Here is a 25,651-nt window from a genome sequence, read left to right on the forward strand (position 1 = left end):
GGTGAATGTTTTTGAAATATGTGTTTGTATATATCCTGTTATTTCTAATGCTATTCACTCTATTAGGCAACGTATACTCTCAAGAGGTTCAGCCTGTATATCTCATATTTATATGGCATTTTCACCAGCCATGGTACTATGGTGAGAATGATAGCTATCTGATACTTCCTTGGGTTAGAATGCATAGCGTTGGAAACTACTTTAAAATGGCTTACATACTTTCTAAGTATCCTGATATAAAGGCTACATTCACTTTCTCAGGTTCTCTGCTGGTTCAACTTGAATCTTATCTTGAAGGCTCTAGAGATCTGAGACAGATCCTTTCTATGAAAGTTGCTTATGGAGAGAATCTAACTCCACAGGATATATACAACATTGTGAGTATTCCAGGAGGTTTCTTTGATATAAACTGGGGTAGGATAGTTGATCAGGTTCCTAGGTATAGAGAATTGAGAGATAAGGCTCAGAATATTCTTCAGAGCACTATATATATGCCTGAGGAAGATAGAATCAACTTTATAGCTAGATCTTTTACAGAACAAGATATAATAGATCTGGTTGCTCTATTCAATCTCTTCTGGATAGATCCTCAGGTGCTAAGAGATTTATACCCAGATCTCTATACTCTGAGAGAGAATGCTATAAATAATGCTAGCATTCATTTCACGAGAGATCAGATAAAAGAGATTCTAGACGCTCAGCTTGATATAATGAAGAGAATCATACCATTATACAGAGATCTTCTTGAGAAAGGTCAGATAGAGATTATACCAGTACCATACAGCCATCCTCTAGCTCCTATAATAGTAGACCTGGGATGGAGCGAGGATTTAAATATCCATACTATTAGAAGCATAGAGCTTTTCAAAGAGATATTCAACTACACACCATCGGGAGTATGGCCTGCTGAGCAGGCTGTTAACGAAAAGGTTATAGATATATTCTCAAGGTATTTCACCTGGTCTGTATCAGATCAACTGGTTTTAGGTAAGAGCGGTGTTGATGTGGGTGATGTTAGGAATATCACATCCTTGTGGAGTCTTAATTTCGGTAACAAGACTTTCTATATGTTCTTCAGAGTAACTGATCTGAGCAATATGATCAGCTTTACATATAGCTCGTGGAGCCCCGATCAAGCTGTAGAAGATCTTGTAAATAGAATCAGATCTCTAGGCAGTGTCTCAGGACCTGGTTCTGTAGTTGTTATAGCACTTGACGGTGAGAATCCTTGGGAGAACTATGCTGAGTTCGGAGATCTATTTCTTAACAAGCTTTACTCAAGTTTAGAAGATCTGCAGAGGAGAAATATAATTAGAACTATAACACCTTCAGAATACATATCATTGTTCAAAGACCGTGCCAGAGAGATACCTATTGGAATCAGATCATATCTGAATCTCTCAGGTGTAGATATATCGGATACTCCCATAAGCTACACGGAAGATGCTTATCAGAATCTTCCTAGAACTGATGTTAGAGCTAGACTTGCTGAAGGTTCTTGGGCTGGTGGAGAGCTTACAATGTGGATCGGTCAGAGACAGGAGAATGTTGCATGGATGTATCTAGCTAAAGCTAGAGAAGATCTCTTTAGAATATTAAATGTCTCAGATCTCTCGCAAGCACTAGCTATTAATAAAAAAGCTGTAGAATACCTGCTAAGAGCCGAGGCAAGTGACTGGTTCTGGTGGTATGGTGGAGATGCTGGAGGGTTCTTTCCTGTAAACCAGCTATACAAACTCTACCTAAGGAAGATCTATGAATCTCTAGAAGTTCAAGTTCCGCAATATCTTCTCACAGTATACAATCCAGATGCAACACCTCTTGGCACACTTAATAGAGAGCCTCCCAAGCCGATTTCTCAGAGTATCACTATAGATGGATTTATTAGAGAGAGTGATTGGAGTAATTCTCTTAATATATCTATAGGAAGTATATTCAACTACGCACTTATAGCTTTGTCTCCTACAGAGATCTATATAGCTTTAAAACCTTCTAGATCAGATGTGCTAAGAGATCCTAGTATAAGTATTTCAATATACACCACAACACCTTGGAAGAGTGTAAGCCCATATCATCTAGGCTATAATCCTCTGGCACCTGGAGATATTGATCTTGGGATGGGTTTATTCAATGATCTAAGAATCACACCATATAATTCCTCAGCATCTGTATATACCGCCGACGGATCTGGTAGGTGGATCTATATGTATCCTGTTCAGAGTATTGCTATAGGAGATGTCATAGAAATATCGCTACCATGGATTCTTCTAGGACTTAGAGAAGGTGATACAGCCTATGTAACTATAGCAGTATATAGAGAAGGAAAGATGATAGAGGATAGTAGTAGAGATAATCTAGTCTACATGATACAAGTTCCAAGACCTGTTCTAGTGGCTGGAGCTAGTGTTCTAGTAGATTTAAGAGATCCGGAGAATGATGATAAAGGTCCTGGAACATATGAGTATCCTAAAGCTGATGTGTTTAAACCAGGAGTATTCGATCTCACTAGGTTCAGAGTTCTCGGTACGGGAGACAAGATAATATTCGAAATATACTTTAGAGATCTAGGTGGAAACCCGTGGGGAGGTCCTAACGGTTTCTCGCTACAGTACATCCACATATACATTAGAACGACAGAGGATCTTCCGAGCAGAAACGATACTTTCGGGCTTAATGTTGTTTTAGATCCTAACTCTTCATGGCATGTAGCAATTCTCATAGCACCTGGCTGGGGTAGTGATCCTGTTCCTAAGGGTGAGAAATCTGCTATATACTACTATAATGATACAGTCATAGTTCAGGACTCTAGGTTCAGAGTATACGCTGATACCAGCAGGAATGCTATAATTGCTGAGATAGATAGAAGTCTTCTACCTGATACTGAGAATATACCTAGATGGGTTTTCACAGTAGCTGTTGCAAGCTATGACGGCTATGGACCTAACAGGATCAGACCTATAGGGGTTTCAGCAGATACATGGACTATAGGTGCTGGAGCTAGATATGCTAGAGCTATACTATGTGGTGTAGCTCCTCTTATAATGGATCTCCTAGCTCCAACAGCTGAGGATCAGTATGCTATGCTCAATAGCTTCGTAGTTCCTAATCAAACCTGTGAGGGTTCTAGAAAAGCAGTTATTCACGGGGTTAACTACACATACCTTGAAGAGCTAGAGATTAAGGGAAGGACTGTTACGCAGACGATCACATATACCCAGTACACCACATACACTATAACGATCATGCCTCCTCCAAGAACCACAACGGAGATCCATACCGAGATCAAGACCACAACACAAGAGATCCCGCAGATTCCCGGGGTAATCTCTATGATAGGAGCTCTTATAGCAGGAGTATTGATAGGGCTTCTCATAATGTACTCTATACTACATTTCACGAGAAGAAGATCCTGAAAAGCTAAATATTATCTATCTCATACTTTTTCTTGGAGGCTTTATTCAAATGGCTAGAGTCAGGCTTGTGAATGTGACCAAGAGATTCGGCCGGGTTATCGCTGTTGATAGAGTGAGTTTCGAAGTTGGTGATGGAGAGTTCTTCGCACTTCTAGGACCTTCAGGTTCTGGGAAGACCACTATACTGAGACTTATAGCAGGTCTTGAAGAACCTGATGAAGGTGAGATCTGGATTGATGACAAAGAAGTTTCGAAGATCCATCCTAAAGATAGAGATATAGCAATGGTCTTCCAGAACTACGCCTTATATCCTCATATGAGTGTTTTTGAGAACATAGCATTTCCTCTACAGGCGAGAAAAAAAGAGCTTAGAATCTCTAATGATGATATTAGAAGAAGAGTTATTGAGATAGCTAAGCTACTGGGGATAGAGGATCTTCTGGATAGAAAACCTTCCCAGCTCTCCGGAGGTCAGCAGCAGAGAGTTGCTCTAGCTAGAGCTCTTGTTAGAAATCCTAAGGTATGGCTTCTTGACGAGCCTCTGAGCAATCTAGATGCGAAGCTCAGAGTCTATATGAGAGCTGAGCTTAGAAAACTTCAGAAGACTCTCAAGATCTCAACTATATATGTCACGCATGATCAGGTTGAGGCTCTCAGCATGGCTGATAGAATTGCGGTAGTTAATGAAGGTAAGGTGCTTCAGATAGGAACCCCCGACGAGCTCTATACAAGACCTGGTAAGATTTTTGTTGCAACATTTATAGGAAATCCTCCGATGAATGTTATAGAGTGCGTTCTTAGGGAGAGAGAGGGTTTGTACGAGCTTGAATGCCCTGGTTTTAGGAGATCTATTGAAAGATATTTGGGCGAGAATCTTGCGAAGAGACTGAATAGCGATAGAGTTACAATAGGTGTAAGACCTGAGAACATAGACTTGTCTAGAGAAAGGTCTGGAGATGATAGTATTCCGAGCAGAGTTGTAATAGTTGAAAGACTGGGATCAGAGCAGATAATACATTTAACTCCTCTGGAGGGAGACGTGGTTATAAAAACTCGAGGAAGATCTGATCTCATGTTATCTCCAGGTGACGAGGTTTTCATTAGAATAGACTGGAGCAAAGTTCTATACTTTGATTCTAAGTCTGGAGACCTGGTTATATGAAGCTATTCTTAGAATGATTTCTCGAGAACCTCTCTATATTAAGCTCGAGCACAATATTATCTCTCGGATGATGTGTTTGCCGAGTTCTGAGACATGATGATCGAACCCCTGACTGATATTAGCTCTCCTAAACCATATTACTATGCGGAGCCTGTGATGAGTGATCTCCTGAATACTGCCGAGAGTATTCTGAGAAGATATCCTCTCTGCGACAGATGTTTTGGAAGATTTTTTGCATCGCTTGGAAGAGGTCTTTCTAATGATGTGAGAGGTAGATCTCTTAAGACTTCTATATTAATGAATCTATTCTATAGAAATATGTCTTCAGGCTCTGAAACTCTTAGAAGTAATCTTCAAGAGCTTGCTCGCAATGGAGGAGAACCTTTCAGAAGTTCTCTGAAGATCCTCACAGGTGATGATGTGGAGATTAGAAAATGCTATGTATGCGGATCCTCTATAGAAGATCTTATTTTAGAGTATTCTGATAGAGTTGTAAGAATACTTGAGAGAGAGAGGATCTCTAGATTCCTCTTAGGAGTCAGAGTACCTAGAGAACTTGTTGAGAGAGAGGAGGAGATTGCCAGAGAATTCAGTATAAGCACTTGGGAGTCTATCAAGAATGAATTGAAGAGAGAGATTGGGAAGAGAGTTATGATGAAAGGTTTCAAACCTGAATTCGAAGATCCTGATGCCATCATAACCATAGACCTGACGGTGAATGTTATCACGATTTCAAGACCCTCTCTCATGTATGTTGTGAGGATTAGAAAGAATGAGAGAGGTTTTAGAATCAGAGGTTCTGAGAATTCTCTTGAGAAGTTCTTGGAGGAGAAGCTTTCGAATCTCTCTCCTGAGTATGTGAGAATACATACAACTACTAGAGATAGCTATAGGTATAGGATAACGGATGAAGGAGTTTTTGCAGTGCTAGAGATACATGCTCCTAAGAGGAGGGATATGGATCTAAAGGATTTACAGGTTCTACTCAGAGAGCTTCAACCTTTCGAGATCGAGATCATATCAAGAGGTTTTAGAAAAGATGTTAGAGAGCTGAATAACAGGCTTTCGAAAACAATCTATAGGATTAAAGTAGAGTGTAGCAGAGATCTGAAAGATGAAGAGATAGAAAAAATAAAAAGCATAGGTGTTATGACAGTGACACAACATACTCCCTCAAGGTTTGTCTCTAGAGGAGCTCCAGAGACTACTAGAAGAGGTGTGGCTTCTCTGAGAGAATTCACCAGGATTAACGATAAGGTCTATAGCATTGTAGTGGTCATAGATAAGAGATTATTCCCCGAGGAGTTCATATCAGGAGATGGAGGGAGGACAAGTCCTTCATTATCAGAGGTTCTAGGTGTAGAGCTCAAGCCTTTAGAAGTAGATATAATTGGTCAAGCCTGATCACCATTCAATAATCTTGCTTCTTCTGATGAAGAGCAGAGCGAATACTATTGTCTGAAGCATTAGATTTAGTACTGCATAGACTACATATATGAGATCTACAGAGATCATCCCTGTATAGACTTCTATTAGAAATGCTGTTGATGCTGTGGGAGGTGTTAGAGCTACGAACCATATCTCCTTAGGTAGTATAGTGAGAGGATAGTAGACTGGAGGGAATACCGAGAGCACCAGACCCAATATACTTGAGAGAGGCCATACATATTTCTCTGATCTTATGAATGTTGAGAGAAGAAAAGCTGTAGAAGCTGTGTTAATCCATAGGACTGTTGTGAGAGCTATTATGATACCTAGTATAGTTATGTCTCTGAGAACTCCTATTACATATCCTATAAGTATGAATCCTGCTAGAGATGGTGAAGCCCATACATAGGCTGAGAGTGATAAGCCTAGAATATAAGCCCATGAAGGTGCGGGAGTTGCTAGAAATAGATCCTGGAGTTTCAAGTTGATCCTGTACCATATTATATCTCCTATAAGACCGTAAGATGATGCTGACATAGCCATTACAAGACCTCCTACAAAGCCGTAGCTTATCATCTCATACCTACCGATCATTACTAGAAGAAATATGTATGAGATAGGGCTTAGAGCAAATGCTACAACCCATGATATGTTATTTCTCATAGGTATGTATCCGTTGAAGATCGCTAGAGTAATTATACTTCTAAATCTAACTCCCATCGATCTCAAGATCTTCACCTCCTCCATTTAGAATAATCATGTCCAGAACACCTACAGGTCTGATCCGAGCTTTAAGCCCTTCTCTGAAGAGTTTTTCAAGAATCTTCTCAGCCTCAGCTTCTTCGGATGTGTAGAGAACGAAAGTATCTCTAATTTTCACAGTTCTATCAACAAGAGATATAATACTGCTAGGAACTCTCCTACCTCCATCACCATCATATACCTCTAAAGCTCTTCTGAAACCTATGAGCTTCACCAGAGATCTTAGATCTCCGCTTGCAATAACTCTACCTCTCATCATCACAACAATATGATCGCTTATAAATTCAACCTCTTCAGGATTGTGAGATGTGATCATTATAAGCTTTCCATTTCTCCTCATATTAAACAATGTGCTCCAGAACCTCCTCCTAGCAACAGGATCTAGACCTGAGGTAGGTTCATCAAGGATTATAATATCAGCTTCCGAGGCTAGTACGGCTGTTGCAACAACTCTCTGCTGAGTTCCATAAGATAGATCTCCACATCTTCTATTTATATACTCCTCGAGATCGAATAGTCTCAGATATTCTAGAGCTCTCTCTCTAGCTTCATCCTGGCTTAATCCTCTGTATCTTAGGTATGTTGTTATAAACTGATATGGTGTTGAGAATGATGGAGGTAGAGATCCTTGGGGCATGAATGCAGAGATCTCTCTGATCTTCTCAGGATCTCTAGAAACATCGATCCCCTTGACAACCAGGCTTCCACTAGTAGGCTTGAGAACGCCTGACGCGATCCTCATGAAAGTAGTCTTCCCAGCTCCATTGCTTCCTACAAATGATACTATGCCATCTCTCGATATATCAATCGATACTCTATCTAGAGCTATCACACCACCTCTATATACTTTCGTAAGCTCTCTCGCCAGTAACATGATTAACACCTCACGAGACTTCTTAGGAAGCGCGTGAAATGTGTTAGGGAAGGAGGTTTGATTATATTATCTGTAGATGGGGTGCACAGTATATATCTATTTCAATGCTTATATTTTTTCTTCTTCTGTATCTGCTACAGGTTAGAGTGATCAGCTGAAAGGCTTAAGAGAATCTTTTATATCTTCTAAACCTCTCTCCTTAAGAATCATAGAAACAAGAGCCATGGAAACAGCTCCATACACTAGATCCTCTCTAGAGATCCTACCTCTAGTAGCAAGTCCTACCAAACCTATGCTAGATCCTATCTCTCTCAGTCCTGTGACACTCTCAATATACTTCTCAAGCTCGCCAGATCTAATTCCACCTTCATAGATCTCTCTAGAGATCTCGAAAGCCTGAGAAAAACCTAAGAATCTCATACCATCATTTCTCATAATACATGCTACATGAATATTAATGATGACATCTCTATCTAGCACGTGGAAACCTGCTTCAACACCCACATAGAAGTCTGCTCTAACTTTCTCCATAGATTTCAAAGCTCTGATGCACGAGAGTTTTATCAGAAGATCCAAGCCTACAGGCTGAGAAAGATCTGTTTCTACGGGAGTGCTCAGAATCTCTACATCGGATCCCATGAGATCTCTGAAAGCTCTCAGCACACCTGCTAGCTTAACCTTATTGCCACTACCTACTGCCACTCGGATCATGATACTCGCCAGGTATTCTAGCTCTCTCAAATCTCGCTCTATCTGATATAGGTAGTGTAGCGTCTATACCTAGTTTATCTCCTAAACCATCTCTCGAAGAAGGATCCAGACTACTAAGTCTCGTACTAGGGATCATGATCAGACCTTTCGAAGCTTGAAATCTTGTTGCAACAGCCCATTCCACAGCCTCCATATCATCAGGGTCTATATCTGAATCCACTGCTATAACCATCTTAGCTGAAGGATGTGCCGTGAATGCTGCGAGAATAGCGTTCTTACCATCTCCATCATGATTCTTCTCAATAGAGATCACAACATGAAGCCATCCACCACTTCCTCTCGTAAGTCTAACCTTTCTAACTCTTCTCACAACCTTCGAAACAGTATTATATATCTCAGCCTCCTTACCGAGACCCATTAGAATCTGATGTTCTATACCTCCTGAGAGTATCACGTGAAATGGAAGGTTCTTTCTAGAGGCGTACAAGGAGTCTATTCTTATAAGAGGTTCTCTTCTGATAGAATCATAAGTCATAAGAACATCTGCGAAAGGACCTTCCTCAACATCTTCTAGAGTAATCCTAGCTTCTATAACATGTGAGCATTCACAGGGAACAGGTATTCTATGGATAGGTGTTCTACAGATCTTCAGAGATCCTCCGAGCATTCTATTAGCTATATAGAGTTCAAAAACACCATACTCTGGTGAGAGTGCTGATGCAAGTTCTACAAGAGGATGCGGTGAGAAGCATACTGCTATAGGAGTCTCTCTCCCAGCTCTTCTATTTTCACTTACAATCCTGTAGAGATGTCTAGGTACTATACGAGCTACACATGATTCTCTATCTAGTACTAGGATTCTATGTATAGATGCATTATAGATCTCTTTAGAAGGATCTCTTGCTATAATTATAGATGATGTGAAGTATCTTCCAGCATCTTTCTCGTAGAAGTAGAGTGCTGGAAGAGTTGTTATATCTCTCGGGATCTCACGATAATAGTTATTAAAATCATACTCTTGATCAGGTTTCATAGGATCTCTCATGCTCTCCAATATAAATCTATATAGATCCTCATCGCTAGTAGTGTTAGTAAGAATTTTAATTATATCTCTTGAAGATATTATATTAGATACAACTGCGGTCTCTGGAGAGCAATCTACTTTGAAGAGTAAAGTCTTTCCAGATCTCTCAGCCTTATATATTTCTCTAGAAGCCTCATACTTACAAGAGAGAATTCTATCTATCTCTCTTACAAATCCTTTTGATCTCAGAAGATCTATCACATCAGCTATATCGGGCATCTCGAATACCTCACACTATCATCATATAAAGAGTCTATCTTTATCCTCCCAATAACAACTCCAGCCACAGGACCGTTGTATCTGGTCACGATCTTCAGAATTCCTGATAATAGATCCAGGCTTTCAAGTATGGCGGGAGCAACCTCTCTCATGGAAGGATCTAGAAGAGATGCTAACAATCCTCTCTCACTCCCTTGAGGAATGATCTGAACCTCTAGATCCTGGTATTTCAATATCCTCTCTCCCAAACTCTTATCCTGAGCCTGAACATATAGATATACACTGTTCTCATACTTGGATCCGTAGAGTATGTTAAGACCTAAAGCCTTTCCAAGCTCTGAAATCTTATCCTGAGAAAGCTTCTCCCCAGAAGCCAGGCAGGAGCCTACAATGATTAAGCCCTGGGCTATCTCTAAAGTTCTTTGAGATGCTCCTTCGAAGAACTTTCTATAAGCCTGAGACCTGAGAGCTCTCCTATCTTCTCTACTTCTAACTCTCACACCCTGAGGCGATGGAAGTGGTATGATTCTCAAGCCTTCTAGAGAGCTTGTTAAACCTCCTAGATAGTATCCTTTTTGGAGGGCTAGAATATATCTAGCTCTAACATATCTTGCCATCTCTAACTTCATCTCTAAAGCCTGAGGCGATGAGATCCATCCATCAGTGTTTATTATCACAACCTCAGCACCTTTGAGAACTGCTTCACCAACCAGATCCATCACACCGCTAACAAGTCTTGAAGAGTATTGAGAAGGTGTTAGAGATCCTACTATTCTAATATGCTCCGGCATAAGATCTCTAAGCCATACAAAAGGTTCTCTAGGGCATGTCATTGATATAAAACCTGGAGGACCTATATCCTGCTGTCCTATATCAGCATCTATGACACATGTTTTCAATCCTCTAGCTATTGCTGTGTTTGCAAGTAGTGTTGTAAGAGATGATTTTCCAGATTCCACAGGTCCTACTACAATGATTATAGAGTTCTTATCAATTATCTCCTGAGCTGTTTTAATCCATTCAGGAAGAACCTCATCTTCTTCTCTAGGATTCTCAACATACCCCCCAGAACCTAGTTCCACTTCTATCCTAGAGGATTCAATGAACTGAAGAGGATAGCTTTTATACATGCTTATGATAACACTCTCTCCAGCACCTAGCACTCTACCGAGGATATGAACTCTCCCATCTAACACCCTCACACTGGCAGGTCCTGAGACGCGTAATATAGATCCGCTATGAGATTCCACATTAATCTTCATATCAGACCCAATCTATATTGGTAGAGAGTTCTTATAGAATTCATAGGAGAACCTAGGGTTTTTCCTAGGCTACTCAAAAGATCTATTGAAATCCAGTAGTGTAGAATGAGAGTAGAAAAAATCTTAAAGACTGTGAAGTGAGAAACTATATTATAAATAAGATCTAAACCTTCAGATTATTATCAACATGCTATGTCGACCTGACATGTTTATATTCTCTTAAGCATAAGCATTAGAAGGAGGTGTCCGCGTTTGGCTTCACTAGATCTCATGAGAGAAGTTGTCGCCAGAGTCAATTCAAGTCCGCAGATAGTAGCAGAGCTGAAAGGATCCCCTAGAGTGTTCCAGTTCAAACTTGAAGGAGAGAAACCTTTCTATGTAGAGATCAAGGCTGACGGAACAATGGAACTTCATGAGGGCGAGCATAGAAATCCTACATCAACTCTCATGGCTCGAGATGATGTGATGGCTGATATAATTCAGGGTAAGAGAGACGGGGTTCAGGCATTCTTCCAAGGGCTTCTAAAGATATCCGGAGACGTCATGGCAGTTCAAAAGCTTGCGGGAATTCTATCTAGGGCGAGAAGATAGCACTTCTCTATCTTCTATCAGTTTTAAACCATTTTTTAATCGGTATGAAGATTGATAGTACAAATGTTATTGAGAGGAGTAGCCAGTATAGTGGGAGAAGTAGTAATGAGAGTAAAGCTATCTTTATACTCTCTTGGAAACCTTTCCTCTTCATATGATTTTTAAAGAGCAGAATCCATGAAACACTTATAAAACCTAGGTAGAGGATTAGTAGCAGTATCACTAGATTCATACTTGAGATGCCAAGCATTCTAGGTATATCATTTGTTCTTCTCAGCATGTCTAGTGATGAGCTATTCAAATCTGATGATATAGAGGATCCTACTACTGCTACTGGTAGAAGTGCTAGTACCGTTGGAATGATTATCATCGTATACGAAGCTAAAACCTTGAATAGAACATCGGGTCTGACTCTTGATCTTAGGAGTAGTGTAAGAGCTTGTAGATGACCTCTATACCATCTTAATCTCTGTCCTATAAAAGATCTGAGGTTTTTGGGAGCTAGTTCTTCAACATATGAGTTCATATACCCGTATTTAAGTCCTCTGATAGCTAGAAGTATTGATAATCCTGAATCTTCGGCAAGTATCTCGGGGAATCCTCCTAATCTTTCTATAACATCTCTTCTAATGTAAAGCCCCTCACCGCTTAGTGGTGTATGGATCCTGAGTCTACTCATTATATTAATCCACAGATCATACCAGATAACAGTTTCCATAAATAGAAGTCTTCCAAGTATAGTAGGTCTATACCTATAGACTCTAGCGCTAACCGCTGAGAAACCTTCCTCAAGCATTTTCAAAGCTTTATTAATCTGATTCTCCTCTATTATATCATCTGCATCATAGAATCCTATGATCTCTCCTTCAGCTTCTCTAATAGCTTGATTAATATCTGAGGCTTTGAAGCCTTCTTCTCTTTCTATTATGAATTCTCTTACTCTAATATCTCTGCTTATCCCTGAAAGAACTTCTCTAACACTCCTGCTGGTCTCAAGATCGTTTCTTCTATACACGAGTATTATTTCCATTAGATCTTTTGGATAATTTAGTTTCTCAATACTTCTAAGAGTGGTCTCTATAGATTCTCTCTTCTCATGCTTGAGAGCGATGACTATAGAAGCTTTCTTCATCATAAAACCACCTTATGATCTTCTATCTATATTGATTCTCTTCTCCGAAGATCTCATAACCATTATATATGTTAGAAGACCTAATGGCGTGAATAATAATGCTAGAACTAGCATGGTGTTTAGAAATCCGTAGTGGTCGAACATATAGCCTCCTAGTATATTTCCAGCGAATATTCCCAGACCTAGGGTTGTCACATAGATCCCTGAGGAGGGTCCTCTAAGTCTTGTTGCATCTGTGTAATCCGCTAGAAGTGCTAGTAATGTGGGTGGTAGTGTTAATGATAGAAGTCCTAGGATCGCGATTGAGAGGAAGAGAGGTATGTTCTGGATTCTAAGTAGCTCTGATAAGCTTCCTATCGTGAGAAGCTCTGGAAATCTATAGCCTAGTACCAGAAGTAGCAGAGGAGCTGAGAGAGATCCTACTAGTAATGTCCTTGTTCTACCGATAAAACTCGAGAGATAACTTCCTCCTATGATGCCTAATGATAGAAGAGCTATGGCCATCACAAACACATGGCCGAGAGCAATGCCGTGAGCTCCTGATCCTGCTATGCTGCTACCTATGATCCTCTCTATTATTCTAGGACTTATAAATGCTACACCTAATATGATCGAGATCCCAGTCCACATAGGTATAAGACTTAGGGTTCTTCTCTCAATATAGAACTTCTTCTCAATATATCTTCTAACCTCTCCTAAGGCTATGAGTCTGAGTGATATAATAGATGCTATGAAGGCTATCGATATAAATGCTAGAGGTATCATAAATCCTTTCAGAATATCTGGATTGAATATCTCGAGAACACCTGCTACTATGAATCCTATGGCGTATCCTGCTAGATTAGATGTCTCAAGACCTCCAGCACCTAGTAGTCTTCCTCTGAAGGAGAATCCAATCGTTTTATCAGCTAGAAGTCCTATAGATGAAACTATTATCAGAGATGCTGAAAATCCGCTTATTATCTGAGGAGCTATCAGATAGATAGGATTAAACCCTCCTAAGAATATTGTTTGAGAAGTAGTGTATGATAGCATTAGAATTAAGGTTGCTAAAAACATGATTCTCACAGATCCTATGTACTCGTAGAGAACGCCTGCTAGAAATCCTGAGAGAGCCTCAGAAAGAGAATAGGATCCCTGAATAATCCCTTGTTCAAGTGCATTCAGCTCATAGCTTTTGGTAAGTGAGAATATGAAGGAAGCGTTAGCGGATCTTATAGTTATTATTAGGAGATATATTATTAGAATGCTCATGAGAACATCAGATTCTTTTTGATCTCTAGAACTCATTCAATACCCTCCGAGAGTTATGCGTCTTAACCTTTATAAATTACGAAGCTTAAGTAATGACGGATTATGAGGGAGATTTCTTGAAGCATCATCATGATGTGCTTGAGATGAATAGTGTTAAAGGATTTGTGATCACCGTTAGCACTTCTAAATATAGAGAGCTTCTCAGAGGATTAAAACCCGATGATGTTTCAGGAGATCTTGCTGAGAGAATGATCAGGGAGAGAGGAGGTCATGTTATAGGTAGAGCTCTCGTCGACGATGATATTAAAATGATTAGAGAGAAGATCGAGGAAATTCTATCAGGAACAGATGCTAACCTGATCATAGTCACAGGAGGAACAGGTTTCAGTCCTCGTGATGTGACTGTTGAAGCTTTGAAACCTTTGTTCGAGAAGGAGATAATAGGGTTTGGAGAGATCTTCAGATATCTATCTTATCAGAAGAATGGTGGTATTGCAATGCTTAGTAGAGCTACTGCAGGTATTATCAGAGGAAGAGTGGTAGTGCTACTCCCAGGATCTCCTGATGGTGTGAGGTTGGGGATGGAGCTCATACTAGATCAGATAACTCATATACTAAGTCTTATAAGAAGCTAGCAGAGATCTTTTTATTCCCCTATGAGAAGAAGATCACTCGTATCTTAAGGCTACTGCTGGAGGAATCCTAGAAGCTCTGTAGGCGGGCATTAGACCTCCTAACACGCCTACAAATATCGTGAGAGCCAGGACCGATAGTAGTAGATTTGCTGTTATGTTCGGCGGTGCGTAGATTACTATACTGCTCTCTGATATGAATCCTTTGAAGACAAGTCCTTGAGATGAGAGTATATAAGCTCCTACAATTCCTAGAGAGATACCTATTGCAGCTCCTATAAGACTCATGATCACAGATTCTAGGAGTATCAGAAGCAGAATACTCCTGCTAGTATATCCTATTGCCTTCATAACTCCAAGCTCTCTATATCTCTCGATCACAGATGTTATCATGGTAGCAGCTACGCCTGCTACAGCTACGGCGAATGCTGATAGAGATGTTGTGAAATTTATAAAGTCTACAACCCTGGTCACACTACCGACAGAATCTGCTATTGCTGAGAATGCTATTACATCGGCATTTCCTGAGAAGTAGTTTCTAAGAGTATCGGCTATACCTCTCACATTCATCGGATCGTCTGCTAGAACTATTATACCAGACCATGTGTCCATCCCCAGAATCTTCCGCCCTGCATCATAGTTTATAAATAGAGTGCTGTCAGGACTGAAGAAAAGTGCTCCGCCGTATTCTTTTAATACTGCTGATATCATCAGATTCAGGTTTTTCCGAACAAGACCTTTCCCGCTTTGGTAGATCGATACCGAAACACTTATAACATCACCGAGATTATAACATTGATTGCCTTTGCTATCAAACATTATCCTATATCCTGCGAGAGCGTTGGAAAGCTCTGTAGGTGATGGTAGAACTCCTTTCAGTATTTCAGCGTTTCTCACTACCTGAAATATGAAGTCTAGATCTATAGCATACACGTATACTCTCTCCTCAGAACCGCATATTCTTGCAAATCCTTGTGTATAGTAGAATGGTTCTGCTCTTACCACGTGAGGAAGACTTCTTATGTAAGACAGATCATTTTCTGTAAGCTTGTACCCTCCTCCCGGGAATATTATTATACCGTTCTGACCTAGCGATGTTATGCTAGAAATTATGTACGAGGAGTAGCCTGAGATCACAGAGCCCATCATAACCATTATGAAAGGACCTATCGATATGCCTACGATGGTGAGAACCGCTCTAAGTCTTCTCTCGGTGAGAGCTTTTGAAGCAAGTTTCATAAGGTCTATCAGATAGAGTATTTCTCTTCTCAATCTATGCACCAGATATCATTTATACTCTCTGTGATGAAGCTTATATGATCTTATGCTTCTCATACTTAAACACCTCTTCTCTTTCTCAGGATTGTTCTACTCTATAGAACCTTCTATAGAACCTCTAGATACTGTTCTTCTAGATACAGACCTATATATGAGGTAGAGTGTTATAATAACCACTGTAACCACTACCGCTCCAACACCTATCTTGTAGGGATCTATAAGCTCTCCATATCCTGTTATTATAGTCTGTGTCTGGGTCGTCTGGATTATACTTATACTTACACTATAATTCTCACTATGGATCGTATTGTAAGAGTCGTAGTATTTAATAGATATAATTGCATACCTCTCACTAAGATTTTCTAGAGGTATTTCAACTCTGAAAACACTCTGAGATGCGGGATCTAGATCTCCTACAAAACTACTGCTACAACTACCACTTACACATCCGAATACCATAAGTCTCTGAGCTGTTGCAGAACCTAGGTTTGTTATTGATCCTGAGATCACGAGACTTCCTCCTGGAGTGTATTCAGCCTTCAGATTCTGCAGGTAGAGTCTTATGAAAGGTTCTACCACTACTGTATAGCTTGTGTTGAAAACCCTCTGAGCACCAGAAGGATCTCTATAGACTACCGAGATCATTAGAGGCGTCGTGCCAAATCTAACTTCAGACTGATACGCTGTGTAAGGATTGTAAGCTATTCTAATAACCTTGCTCACCACAGATCCGGGGTCTAACCTCTCCAGGTATATTAGAGAAGGACTTGCTATAACTAGAGGAGCTGTGTATGCTGGTGATATGAATATATAAACATTGAATGCAGGAGCTGAACCTATATTCAATATGTACATGGTCACATCCTCATAACTGCTGTTAACAATTATAGGACTGCTCAATCTCACATCAATAAGCTTAACATCTCCGAGAACAGGGATCGTGATCTCGGTCTCAAAACTTCTTAGAATACCTATCTCATCAGTGTACACGAGAAGAGCTCTAGATCTATATATGCCTGGATCTACGTTAAGTATGTTTATCTGCGCCATGAATATTATGAAATCTCCCTTCGAGTAAGTCTGTTGAAGACCTTGCTGAGCTGTTGTGAGGAGGCTGGCTATATTCTGAGGTGTGAGAGCTTCTAGAGATATAGGCTGGCCAGCTACCGATGCCGGAGGTATTCTTATGAGGCTTGAATTATCATAGCTATTTCTAAATCCTTCGGGTAGGTAGAGAGTTAGATACGCTCCCTTCAAGCTTTCAACATAGTTATTTCTAAATATCAGAACTAGATGAGCTCCCATAGTATTAGGTCCTACAGATCCTTCGAGCCACATGCTTGTTATATACTCAACAGCGCTGGAGGTGGTCTCTACAGAGCTTAGATTCTCTACTCTCATAATCAGAGGTTCACTGACATTGATCTCTATGAAAGAACCGTAGGATGTTGATATGTAGCTCATTAGAACCGTTAATACCACATAATTCTTCGAGGTATTTATATTAGTGTAAAGGGTTACAGTGCATACAGCTCCTGAAGCTAGTGGCTGGGGGCATGCTTCGGAAGGTTTTACAAGATCTAGATCTTCTGATGATATACTGATCTGCAGTCCTTGGATCTGGTATCTTCCTAAATTAATTATTCTAATAGTCAGAGGAACATACTTGCTATTGCTGAATACTGGTATAGGAGATGAGGTGCCCCAGAAAGCTGTTGTGATCTTCGGAATCCCTGCATAATCTCTCGGATCCTCTATATAGAGTGGTATTATAAAGCTTTCTTGCATGGATCCTATGGAGCCTGAGATAACCTTATAAAGAGTTAGATTCAAAACCAGATCATATTTACCAGGTCTCGCATAAGGTGATATATCAGAGTATATATCTAGATAGCATGAACCACCTCCAGATACACCGTTCAAGCATGTTCCGCCAACATATTTTATCCTGAGATCTGGTGGAGCCATTATATCTGGTTTGAGAGATGAGATAGCTTCAGGTTTCGTGTTTATAAAGATCACTCTGATCACTACATCTCTTGCTGATGCCAGGAGAGGAGCTGGAGATCCTTGATACAATGTTTCAATATATGAGAGTTCTAGCACCTTCTCTACAACAGTGCTTAGAGTTAGATTGTATGATACAGATACGTTATATCTCACACTATCTATAGAAGCCATGGCATCTATTCTGAGAAGAGCTTTTAATGATCTCGAAGACACCTCAATAGGTGGGAATACGATTCTTACTACATCTCCATAGGAGATCTGTCCTGTGTAGGTTGCTGTAATCTCTTCAGATCCCTGAGAACTCAAGCTATTCTCAAGACTTATCCTGGCTACGAGACTTGTTATAATATTTTTAACATAGGATCTGAGAATAATATATATAGATGCTCTACTCGTATTCTCATAGACTACAACCTGATCCCATCCGTAGTCGACTAACACTATCCCAGGCTCCGGCATTTTAATCTCTGTGTAGAAGCTGTAGGAAATATTAAACCAGAACTCAGATCCTTGAGATCCTGCGAGACCACTTACCTCAAGTACCAGCTCGTAGACTCCGGGCGGTGTTTTTATATCGATATTATTGAAAACATAAGATGCAGAAGATCCCGGTGATAGAGATCCTCCTTGAATCGAGTAGCTATTCCTACCTGAAATCTCTATACCCGGAGGAGTTTTAAGAGTTAGAATAAGAGATCTTATCTCATGTATATCATCGTTTCTAAGAAGGATCTCTAGAGAGTTTCCTATAGACATTGAATATGCATAGCCAGAACTCCATCTATAATCTACGAGATCCAATCGTATCTTAGGAGGTTCTTCAATTACATAGCTTATGATCCAGCTACTCTCAGCGAGATATGAAGTCTGTGAGCTCGTGGCGATATACAGGAGAACAAGTCTAGCTCTGTGAACTCCTGGAGATACGTCGGGAGGTACTGATAATTGAAACTGTAGATATCCTCTGGATCCCGATGGAATGCTCTGGAGCTGGTAGTATGATTTCTGAGGATATAGTTCTGATGCTTCTAGATATGCTACGATACTCTCTAGATCCATGAAATCTCTGTTGTCAACAACTATGGTAAGCTGATTATTCATAGAACCTGGATAAGAAGGATTAACTCTCCAGAAGATCTGAGAGATCCTTATATCAAGACTTGGATTGGTTAATACTGCTGTAAGTATATATTCTTGAGATACGTAGAATTCTGATCCTTTTCTACTACCATATATATCTAATCTCAGAGAGAGTTTATAGGTTGATGCAGTGCAAGAAGAATCTATCCTTATATTGTCGAATCTTATATTGAATAGATCACCTGGGTTAATACTTCCTGATATATAAACATAGGAGACGTTAGATCCGTTAGGAAAACTCATGCAATCTGGCAGTGTAAGAGTTGCTACAATGCTATTGAGAACAGCCAGATCCTTATTTCTGAAGCTGACTACATACTCGCTTTTAAGAGTATCCTGAGGATTCTTCGGAGAACTCCATCCATATGATATTATATCTAGAAGTACCTGGGGAGGGCTTTCAACTGTGAATGATGCTGAAAGCACGAGATTGGCTGAGTATGATACTCCATCACTTGTTGTAGCCTGAAGATCTAGGTTTAAGGTTGCGTAGTAGGTTCCTGGAGATGTATTCGAGATCACACCTATTCCGCTAACCACTATAGTGGATCTATCTCCACTACCTATGCTAGGTATCTGAACCCTGCTCACATCAGGTTCAAAACCTTGTGGGAGGGTTATAATAGCTTCACCACCTGATACGCTGGTATCTCCTCTATTCTCGAGAACTATATAGAGATTAGTATTCACAGTCCCCGGATAAGCTGTTGGAGAGAGATAAGAATCTCTAACACTAAGAACTACGGGAGGATAGTTTGAAACCTGTATCACTACAAATGTGGTGTAGAAACCCTGCTGACCTGATGCTACAACTACGTAGGATATATTAAGCCATAAAATGTAAGAACCTGGGCTGGCATTTTTCGCTATATCTATTGTATAAGAGAAGTATATTATATCTCCAGGATCTACGTAAGCTCGAATTGTTTGATTAAGATCTCTGGCTGGAGAACAAGTGTAAACAGGCTTGATAGTCTCAGGTATGTTATAAAGACATGCGGCTACAGAGCTGATTCTTTCCGAACCTACGTACATATAGAATATGTTTAGAGTAGCACCTCTGCTCCCGGGATACACCTGATCATATCCTGCAGAGTTTCTTAGAGAAACATCTTTCAGTTCGAAAGATATGTTCTGAGAGTAAACTATTGAAGAGGTTAGAGCACTTAGTATATTTACGAGTATGAGAGTATAGATCAAGAATCTCTTCAAGAAAGCTCTTGCTATAGACATATACATTCTCTCTCACCTTTATCAATGATTGAGATATCGAAGAGAAGAGCTATTCTACTCGAAGATCTAATCAAGCGCTCCTTCCATTTGTAGAGCATGTGTAAAGCTTCACCCTATTTACAGTTAAACTTGTGAAGCCTATATCCCTCATTAAGAACTGATTTTAATTTCTTGGTTCTTTAAGAAGTTATATAAGAGGATTCTTAACTCTAGTTAGGTGGTTTAGAATGATTATAGGCAGGATCAGGTATAAACTGCCTTGTGGATGGCTTCCTTCTGTGAGAGGTAGTATAATTCTTATGAGTTGCAGACCTTATGGCAGGTCGGGTGCCAGTGCTCTTATCAAGATAAAGGGTTTTCTAGATCTAGAGGATCTCAAGAGGCATGGGTATAAGCTTGTATCCGAGGTCTCAGTAGATCGAGATGTTAGAATTGCTATTATACGGGGAAGAATATGCCCATGTAAAAAAGCTGGGCTTCATAAGGTTCATGTGATCGGTATGAAGGGAGCTGAAGATCATGTGATAGAAGTCACAGGATTATTCGGAGATCTGAGAGAGTTCAAGAATCTTGTGAAAAATCTCATGAGAAATAACATAGAGGTTTTGAAGGCAACCTATAGAGAGGCTAGAAGAAGTGATTTTATAAGTATGAAGCAGTGGAGTCTTATTGAAACAGCATTTAGATCAGGGTTCTTCGAGTATCCTAAGAAAACTAGTATCTGGGGTCTGGCGAGGTCTCTAGGTCTTGCGAAATCTAGTATAGATGAGAGTATTAGAAGAGGCTTGAAAAAAATTATTGAGAAAGGATCTATGGGATCTGTTTCAGCTCTCTAGCTTTCTATTCTGACAGCTACAAATCTCTTGTATAGCGCTAGATATGCTGCGATCATAAATACAGCTATTGAGAATATTAGAAAGCCTAGGATCACGAATACAACGGGTTCTGGAACTTCCATGTAGAAGTTGAAGAATCCTGCAATAGGAATTCCACTCCCGCCTGCTACTGCCATGTATGGATATCTTGATCCATCGTTGATCAACTCTCCTAGGAATACTACTGCTACGGCTATGAAGCCTAGATATACTGTTGGTTTGGGTATGATATTCTCAGATCTTACCCTGGTCCATGAGTATACTGAGATGGTGAGTAGCGTGATTATGAGAACCATTTTAAGAGCTAGAGCTGGCATGAAGCTTCCGAATGTGACTTGATTGAATATATAAGATGAGTAGTAGTGAAGAGAATACCAGTATAGAGGTCCTGCGAAGAATTGCGCGAAGAGGAATCCTACCCCAAACATGAGACCTATCTTCACACCTCTAGGATTATTCTCGTAAGCCATTAGAGATGCTACTACAAAACCTCCTGTAGATATCACAGCGAATACTGTATGAAGATATAACGACCAGAAGATGGGAGATGTATACGCGTACCAGGCTGGTGGAACGGTTCCTGCTAGGAATTCTGCTACTGCGTGCGGGTATGTTATTTCTGAGAATAAGGTTCTAAAACCTAGTGGGACTCCGAAGCCTGATAAAGCCATTATAAAGCCTATGATACTATGGGTAGAAGGCGATACTCTACCCCAGGTATACCAGAATATAGCTATGGAGGGTATTCTAATCATGATGCTTACAATCGATATAGCTATTGGTGTAAAGAGAAGATTTGTTGCCAGCGCCACTAGTCCTGGGAAGAATCCTGCGAGGAAGACTGTTATTATAGTACCCCACACACCTGAGAAGAGCTCTGATACTATCATGATTCTGAAGGTGCTTCTCGCAAACACCTCGAGCTCAGGATCTGATCTCTTATAAGCAAGCCATCTATATATAGCTGTCACAAGACCTACTCCCAGGGTTATGGATACGAATACTATATGTATGAGGACTGAGAGTCCTAGTGTTGTGAATCCTAAGAACTGCGCGGGGGTTACGGAAACCTCGCTAGCACTCAATATTCTCACCTCTTTCTAAAGAATCTCTCTATAAGCTCTGTAAATCTCGCATGCCTGCTTGCTACTATGTACATTGCATAGATCCCTCCCAGATTCACTCCTAGAATTATAGCTCCCGCCAGTAGAACGAACTGAGGTGTTCTAGCGTAGTCTACAGCTGTCACGACCTCGCTCGGATATAGAAGGCCGTATACTGTCCAAGGCTTTCTACCAGCTTCTCTAACATACCATCCCAGAACAGCTGCTAGAGCGACTCCTACTCCTATTAATAATGCTAGTAGGAATATGGTTTTCCTCTCATCATTTCCAGTGAGTATTCTAAGAACTCCTCGTGAGATGGGAGAGATCACTGGTATTCTATATATGACTCCTGCCATAGCTATCGCCGATATGAATGCTAGCACTCCACCAGCTATCTTTGTGTAGTATGCTGTGTGTATGATCTCAGTTCTCGATTCTGCGATCTCGAGATCGTTTCTACATATATCTGAGAGTTTTGTCGAGAGAACGCTCTCGAGTTTCGATCTATCGATCTGGAGATTCAACTTACTTGCTACATTCAGAAGATACTCCTCTGACACTCCAAGCTTACTAGCTAGATCTCCTAATGTAGTGTTGCCCAACTGATCGCATGAGGAGTAGAATCTATCGAACCCTACTATAGGATGATTAGGATCTCGATACGCTATAAGTGCTAGAAGTGGATTGTTAAAAGTAGTGTAAGCTCCTTCCATCATGGCGAATTTAACAGGATTATACTCCACGACATTCACCCCCATATAGTCTCCTAGTACTGTTGGCTGGATCAGTATCAGTATGAGGAGGATTGGGAAGAATGCTTTTATAATATCTCTATACCTCAGATCTCCTGACCTGTATAATCTATAGGAGTAGCCTAGAAGCGCTATTGAAAGTCCTATTATAAAGGCTGCCACCAGATTGTGGAGTGATGAGGCTAGAGCGTAAGGGCTGTAGAATACAACCAGAGGATCTTTTAGAATCACTCCTATCAGATCTGATGAACCTGGTATCTGAAGCAGGTCTTGTAAGGTTAGTCCTGTTGTTAGAAGAAGTATCTTCAGAGCAACAAGCTTCTGAGGATCTGTTGACATAGGTCCGTAGTCGGGGAGGAAAGGATATAAAGCGTTAGGTATAGAACCTACACCCCATGGTGCTACAAGCCACGAATTCACGACCGTTATAAGATATCCTGAGAAAACAGCGAAAACCCAGTATATGCCTAGGATCAGAATGCTCAGAGAAGTTCTCACTCTGTTTAAGGTCACTAGAAATAGTATCAGGAAAACTGCTTCATTTGCAAATGCTATAAGCTCTAGAGCTAGTGGGGCTAAGAGAAATGACGCTATAGCAACTATGGTTCCAGGCCATACCTGAACAAGACCGAACTCTACCAGAGTTCCCGTTACAGCTCCTAAGGCGAAGTTTACAGCCAGCACGTAGGACATGATCCTGGCTGCTGTCATGTACTCAGGCTTTCTACTCTTACTATAGGCGTAGAGAAGCATCATAATAGCTAGAGGGAATCCTAGCGTTATTGATACGAATATTGCGTGAAGATATATGCCTAATGCAGACAATCCTAACATATAGCTCATAAAATCCACTTCCAATCACCTGATCTCAGTATTCTAATATCATAGGCATTTATATAAAATACCCCCGAACATTGTAAGGGTTTAAATATATCTAGGATAACCAAGATCAGGAGTGAGGTGAGGTGCTATTACTGATAAAAGATTTCCTCGCTATATTATTATGAGAGCATCTTGGAAGGATATGATCCTGTTTCTAGAAGTTTTAGAATCAAAGATATTATAACGAGAAGAAAAAGTGGTAGAGAGCTGAGATGCTACTATAGATTTAGAGCTGACAGATGGTATGGCGGTATAGCCACAGGTGATGTTATAGGTTGCAACCTCTCTTGTAAGTTCTGCTGGAGCTGGTATTTTAAAGATAGACCTGATCTGGGGAGTTTCTATACTTCCGAAGAAGCTTTCAACAAGATCATGAGTATTATGAGGAGAAGAGATCTGAGAAGAGCTAGACTTAGCGGTGGTGAACCTACTCTAAGCATTGATCATCTTCTAGAGATATTAAGATTATTCGATGAAAGCAGTATAGAGTTTATTCTAGAGACTAATGGTATTCTCATAGGCTTCGATGAGAGACTGGCTAGAGCTCTCTCGAGGTATTCTAATATTATAGTTAGAGTATCATTTAAAGGTGTTAGTAGAAATGAGTTTCATATGCTCACAGGTGCCAATCCTGAATCTTTTGAATTACAATTTAAAGCTCTAGAGAACCTGATAAACTCAGGTCTTAAACCCGGGCGTGAGGTTTATCCTGCGGCTATGATAGGATTCAGTAGAGATGAAGATATAATAGAGTTTTCAAGAAGACTTACACAGATACATCCAGCATTAGCTGAGGTGGATTGGGAGTATGTGATACTATATCCTCATGTTAAGAAGATATTAGCTAGAGCAGGATTGAAACCTGTTAGAGCAGTAGATCCTAGCAACATACCTAGAGAGATGATCTAGATATACAGATTCTTCTGAGACTACATCTATCACAAGCATTCGTTCTACACATGCTCTTCACATGCATATATGCTACCGTCTGAAACCATCCTAAAGCTCTTCCGAGATAGCTTCTCAGAATACCTATACCACATGAATCTCTTATAGGACAAGTATTGCATGAGTGCAGTATACAGAGATTCTTATCAGGTCTTCTCTTCCAAATTCTAAGATTCATATTTGCGAGAAATCTCTCAAGATTAACATCGAATGGAGCATAGCTTGTGTCTAGCTTGACATGCAACATGTATGAGTAGAGAATCTTAGGACCAACACCTTTGCATCTCAGCAGAGATCTATAATTATCAGAATCATTTCTAAGAACATGATCTCTAATTCTAGAGTAGCATTCTAAAGCCTGTGGAAGTTCTCTGAGTTGAAAACTTCTACCAATATTATCTAGAACTTCTCTAGGATCTCGAATTATTAAACTCATAGGATCCCGGTATATTCTGAGAATCTCTCTAACCCATCTCACCGTATTATTATGATAATCAGTATTCTTAGAGAGATAAATAGATGTGAATACTATGACGTCATCTAGAGGAGATACAGAGATCCCGTAGGAAGAATATGTTTCAGATAAAATCTCTATAATCTCTCTGAAAACCCCTCTCACATCACTGAATATCTGATCTATGTCAAGCCATAATCCTAGGAGATAGTCTGCATATTCAAGACAGAAACTATCATTGTGAGATACCTCGTATACTCTCCTACTAACCCTGATCCTAAGACCACTGCACACACCATAAATCTTAACAGCTTTATAATCTTCTATATCAAGCATTGGTAAAGCAAATGAAGGATAGAAGATCTCAGAGAGCTTTGGCGTGGTACTAGAATCCTTAGCATTCAAAGATTTCGAGATCAATCTCCTTAGATCCCTCACACCTCCTCCAA

Annotated in this window: 19 protein-coding genes; 7 read left to right on the forward strand and 12 right to left on the reverse strand. The window is 40.2% G+C overall.

Annotated elements, in window-relative coordinates; all coding sequences use genetic code 11:
• Nucleotides 1–20 precede the first annotated feature (20 nt).
• The 3 genes from QXS89_04480 to QXS89_04490 all read left to right on the forward strand — a co-directional run bounded on the left by QXS89_04480 (nt 21) and on the right by QXS89_04490 (nt 5,979).
• Nucleotides 21–3,413, forward strand: a complete 3,393-nt coding sequence (locus QXS89_04480; protein MEM3831431.1) for a glucodextranase DOMON-like domain-containing protein — start codon at nt 21–23, stop codon at nt 3,411–3,413.
• Nucleotides 3,414–3,462: 49 nt separating this feature from the next.
• Entirely contained in the window at nt 3,463–4,575 is a 1,113-nt protein-coding gene (locus QXS89_04485) for an ABC transporter ATP-binding protein (GenBank protein ID MEM3831432.1), read from the forward strand.
• Nucleotides 4,576–4,731: 156 nt separating this feature from the next.
• Complete coding sequence (locus tag QXS89_04490) at nt 4,732–5,979, forward strand: tRNA pseudouridine(54/55) synthase Pus10 (GenBank protein MEM3831433.1); 1,248 nt, start codon at nt 4,732–4,734, stop codon at nt 5,977–5,979.
• On the opposite strand, the gene QXS89_04495 is transcribed toward QXS89_04490, so the two are convergent.
• The 5 genes from QXS89_04495 to QXS89_04515 form a co-directional block, all read right to left on the reverse strand.
• Nucleotides 5,980–6,732, reverse strand: coding sequence for an ABC transporter permease (locus QXS89_04495; protein MEM3831434.1), 753 nt, complete (start codon nt 6,730–6,732; stop codon nt 5,980–5,982).
• Nucleotides 6,713–7,639, reverse strand: a complete 927-nt coding sequence (locus QXS89_04500) for an ABC transporter ATP-binding protein (protein ID MEM3831435.1) — start codon at nt 7,637–7,639, stop codon at nt 6,713–6,715. The genes QXS89_04495 and QXS89_04500 overlap by 20 nt, the downstream gene beginning before the upstream one ends.
• 150 nt (nt 7,640–7,789) lie before the next feature.
• Complete coding sequence (locus QXS89_04505) at nt 7,790–8,380, reverse strand: inosine/xanthosine triphosphatase (GenBank protein MEM3831436.1); 591 nt, start codon at nt 8,378–8,380, stop codon at nt 7,790–7,792.
• Nucleotides 8,328–9,653 carry a UbiD family decarboxylase gene (locus QXS89_04510; protein MEM3831437.1) on the reverse strand — a complete coding sequence of 442 codons (1,326 nt, stop codon included), beginning with the start codon at nt 9,651–9,653 and terminating at the stop codon, nt 8,328–8,330. Before QXS89_04510 ends, QXS89_04505 begins: the two co-directional genes overlap by 53 nt.
• Nucleotides 9,641–10,915: a Clp1/GlmU family protein gene (locus QXS89_04515; protein MEM3831438.1), complete on the reverse strand. Its 1,275-nt coding sequence runs from the start codon at nt 10,913–10,915 to the stop codon at nt 9,641–9,643. The genes QXS89_04510 and QXS89_04515 overlap by 13 nt, the downstream gene beginning before the upstream one ends.
• A gap of 252 nt (nt 10,916–11,167) precedes the next feature.
• Between QXS89_04515 and QXS89_04520 the strand changes: the two genes are divergently transcribed.
• Complete coding sequence (locus QXS89_04520; GenBank protein ID MEM3831439.1) at nt 11,168–11,506, forward strand: SCP2 sterol-binding domain-containing protein; 339 nt, start codon at nt 11,168–11,170, stop codon at nt 11,504–11,506.
• A 7-nt stretch (nt 11,507–11,513) separates the two neighbouring features.
• Here the strand turns inward: QXS89_04520 and QXS89_04525 are convergent, their stop codons facing one another.
• Nucleotides 11,514–12,641: a glycosyltransferase gene (locus tag QXS89_04525; protein MEM3831440.1), complete on the reverse strand. Its 1,128-nt coding sequence runs from the start codon at nt 12,639–12,641 to the stop codon at nt 11,514–11,516.
• Between the two features lie 9 nt (nt 12,642–12,650).
• Nucleotides 12,651–13,928: a hypothetical protein gene (locus tag QXS89_04530; protein MEM3831441.1), complete on the reverse strand. Its 1,278-nt coding sequence runs from the start codon at nt 13,926–13,928 to the stop codon at nt 12,651–12,653.
• A gap of 80 nt (nt 13,929–14,008) precedes the next feature.
• On the opposite strand from QXS89_04530, the gene QXS89_04535 reads away from it, so the two are divergent.
• Nucleotides 14,009–14,527, forward strand: coding sequence for a MogA/MoaB family molybdenum cofactor biosynthesis protein (locus tag QXS89_04535; GenBank protein MEM3831442.1), 519 nt, complete (start codon nt 14,009–14,011; stop codon nt 14,525–14,527).
• Nucleotides 14,528–14,560: 33 nt separating this feature from the next.
• On the opposite strand, the gene QXS89_04540 is transcribed toward QXS89_04535, so the two are convergent.
• Entirely contained in the window at nt 14,561–15,796 is a 1,236-nt protein-coding gene (locus tag QXS89_04540; protein ID MEM3831443.1) for an FtsX-like permease family protein, read from the reverse strand.
• A gap of 96 nt (nt 15,797–15,892) precedes the next feature.
• Nucleotides 15,893–20,191 carry a hypothetical protein gene (locus tag QXS89_04545; protein ID MEM3831444.1) on the reverse strand — a complete coding sequence of 1,433 codons (4,299 nt, stop codon included), beginning with the start codon at nt 20,189–20,191 and terminating at the stop codon, nt 15,893–15,895.
• A gap of 221 nt (nt 20,192–20,412) precedes the next feature.
• Between QXS89_04545 and QXS89_04550 the strand changes: the two genes are divergently transcribed.
• On the forward strand, nt 20,413–21,021 hold the full coding sequence (locus QXS89_04550) for a helix-turn-helix domain-containing protein (protein MEM3831445.1): 609 nt from the start codon (nt 20,413–20,415) through the stop codon (nt 21,019–21,021).
• Here QXS89_04550 and QXS89_04555 read toward each other — a convergent pair.
• Together QXS89_04555 and QXS89_04560 are read right to left on the reverse strand one after the other, a co-directional pair.
• On the reverse strand, nt 21,018–22,145 hold the full coding sequence (locus QXS89_04555; protein ID MEM3831446.1) for a cytochrome ubiquinol oxidase subunit I: 1,128 nt from the start codon (nt 22,143–22,145) through the stop codon (nt 21,018–21,020). The two genes, QXS89_04550 and QXS89_04555, sit on opposite strands and share 4 nt — an antisense overlap.
• Before the next feature lie 5 nt (nt 22,146–22,150).
• Complete coding sequence (locus tag QXS89_04560) at nt 22,151–23,761, reverse strand: cytochrome ubiquinol oxidase subunit I (GenBank protein ID MEM3831447.1); 1,611 nt, start codon at nt 23,759–23,761, stop codon at nt 22,151–22,153.
• 171 nt (nt 23,762–23,932) lie between these two features.
• Here QXS89_04560 and QXS89_04565 point away from each other — a divergent pair, with 171 nt between their 5' ends.
• Nucleotides 23,933–24,709, forward strand: coding sequence for a radical SAM protein (locus QXS89_04565; GenBank protein MEM3831448.1), 777 nt, complete (start codon nt 23,933–23,935; stop codon nt 24,707–24,709).
• On the opposite strand, the gene QXS89_04570 is transcribed toward QXS89_04565, so the two are convergent.
• Nucleotides 24,693–25,640 carry a hypothetical protein gene (locus QXS89_04570; GenBank protein MEM3831449.1) on the reverse strand — a complete coding sequence of 316 codons (948 nt, stop codon included), beginning with the start codon at nt 25,638–25,640 and terminating at the stop codon, nt 24,693–24,695. The genes QXS89_04565 and QXS89_04570 overlap by 17 nt on opposite strands.
• Nucleotides 25,641–25,651: the final 11 nt, after the last annotated feature.

Source organism: Sulfolobales archaeon (genome assembly GCA_038881635.1).
Taxonomy (GTDB): Archaea; Thermoproteota; Thermoprotei_A; order Sulfolobales; family AG1; genus WYEN01.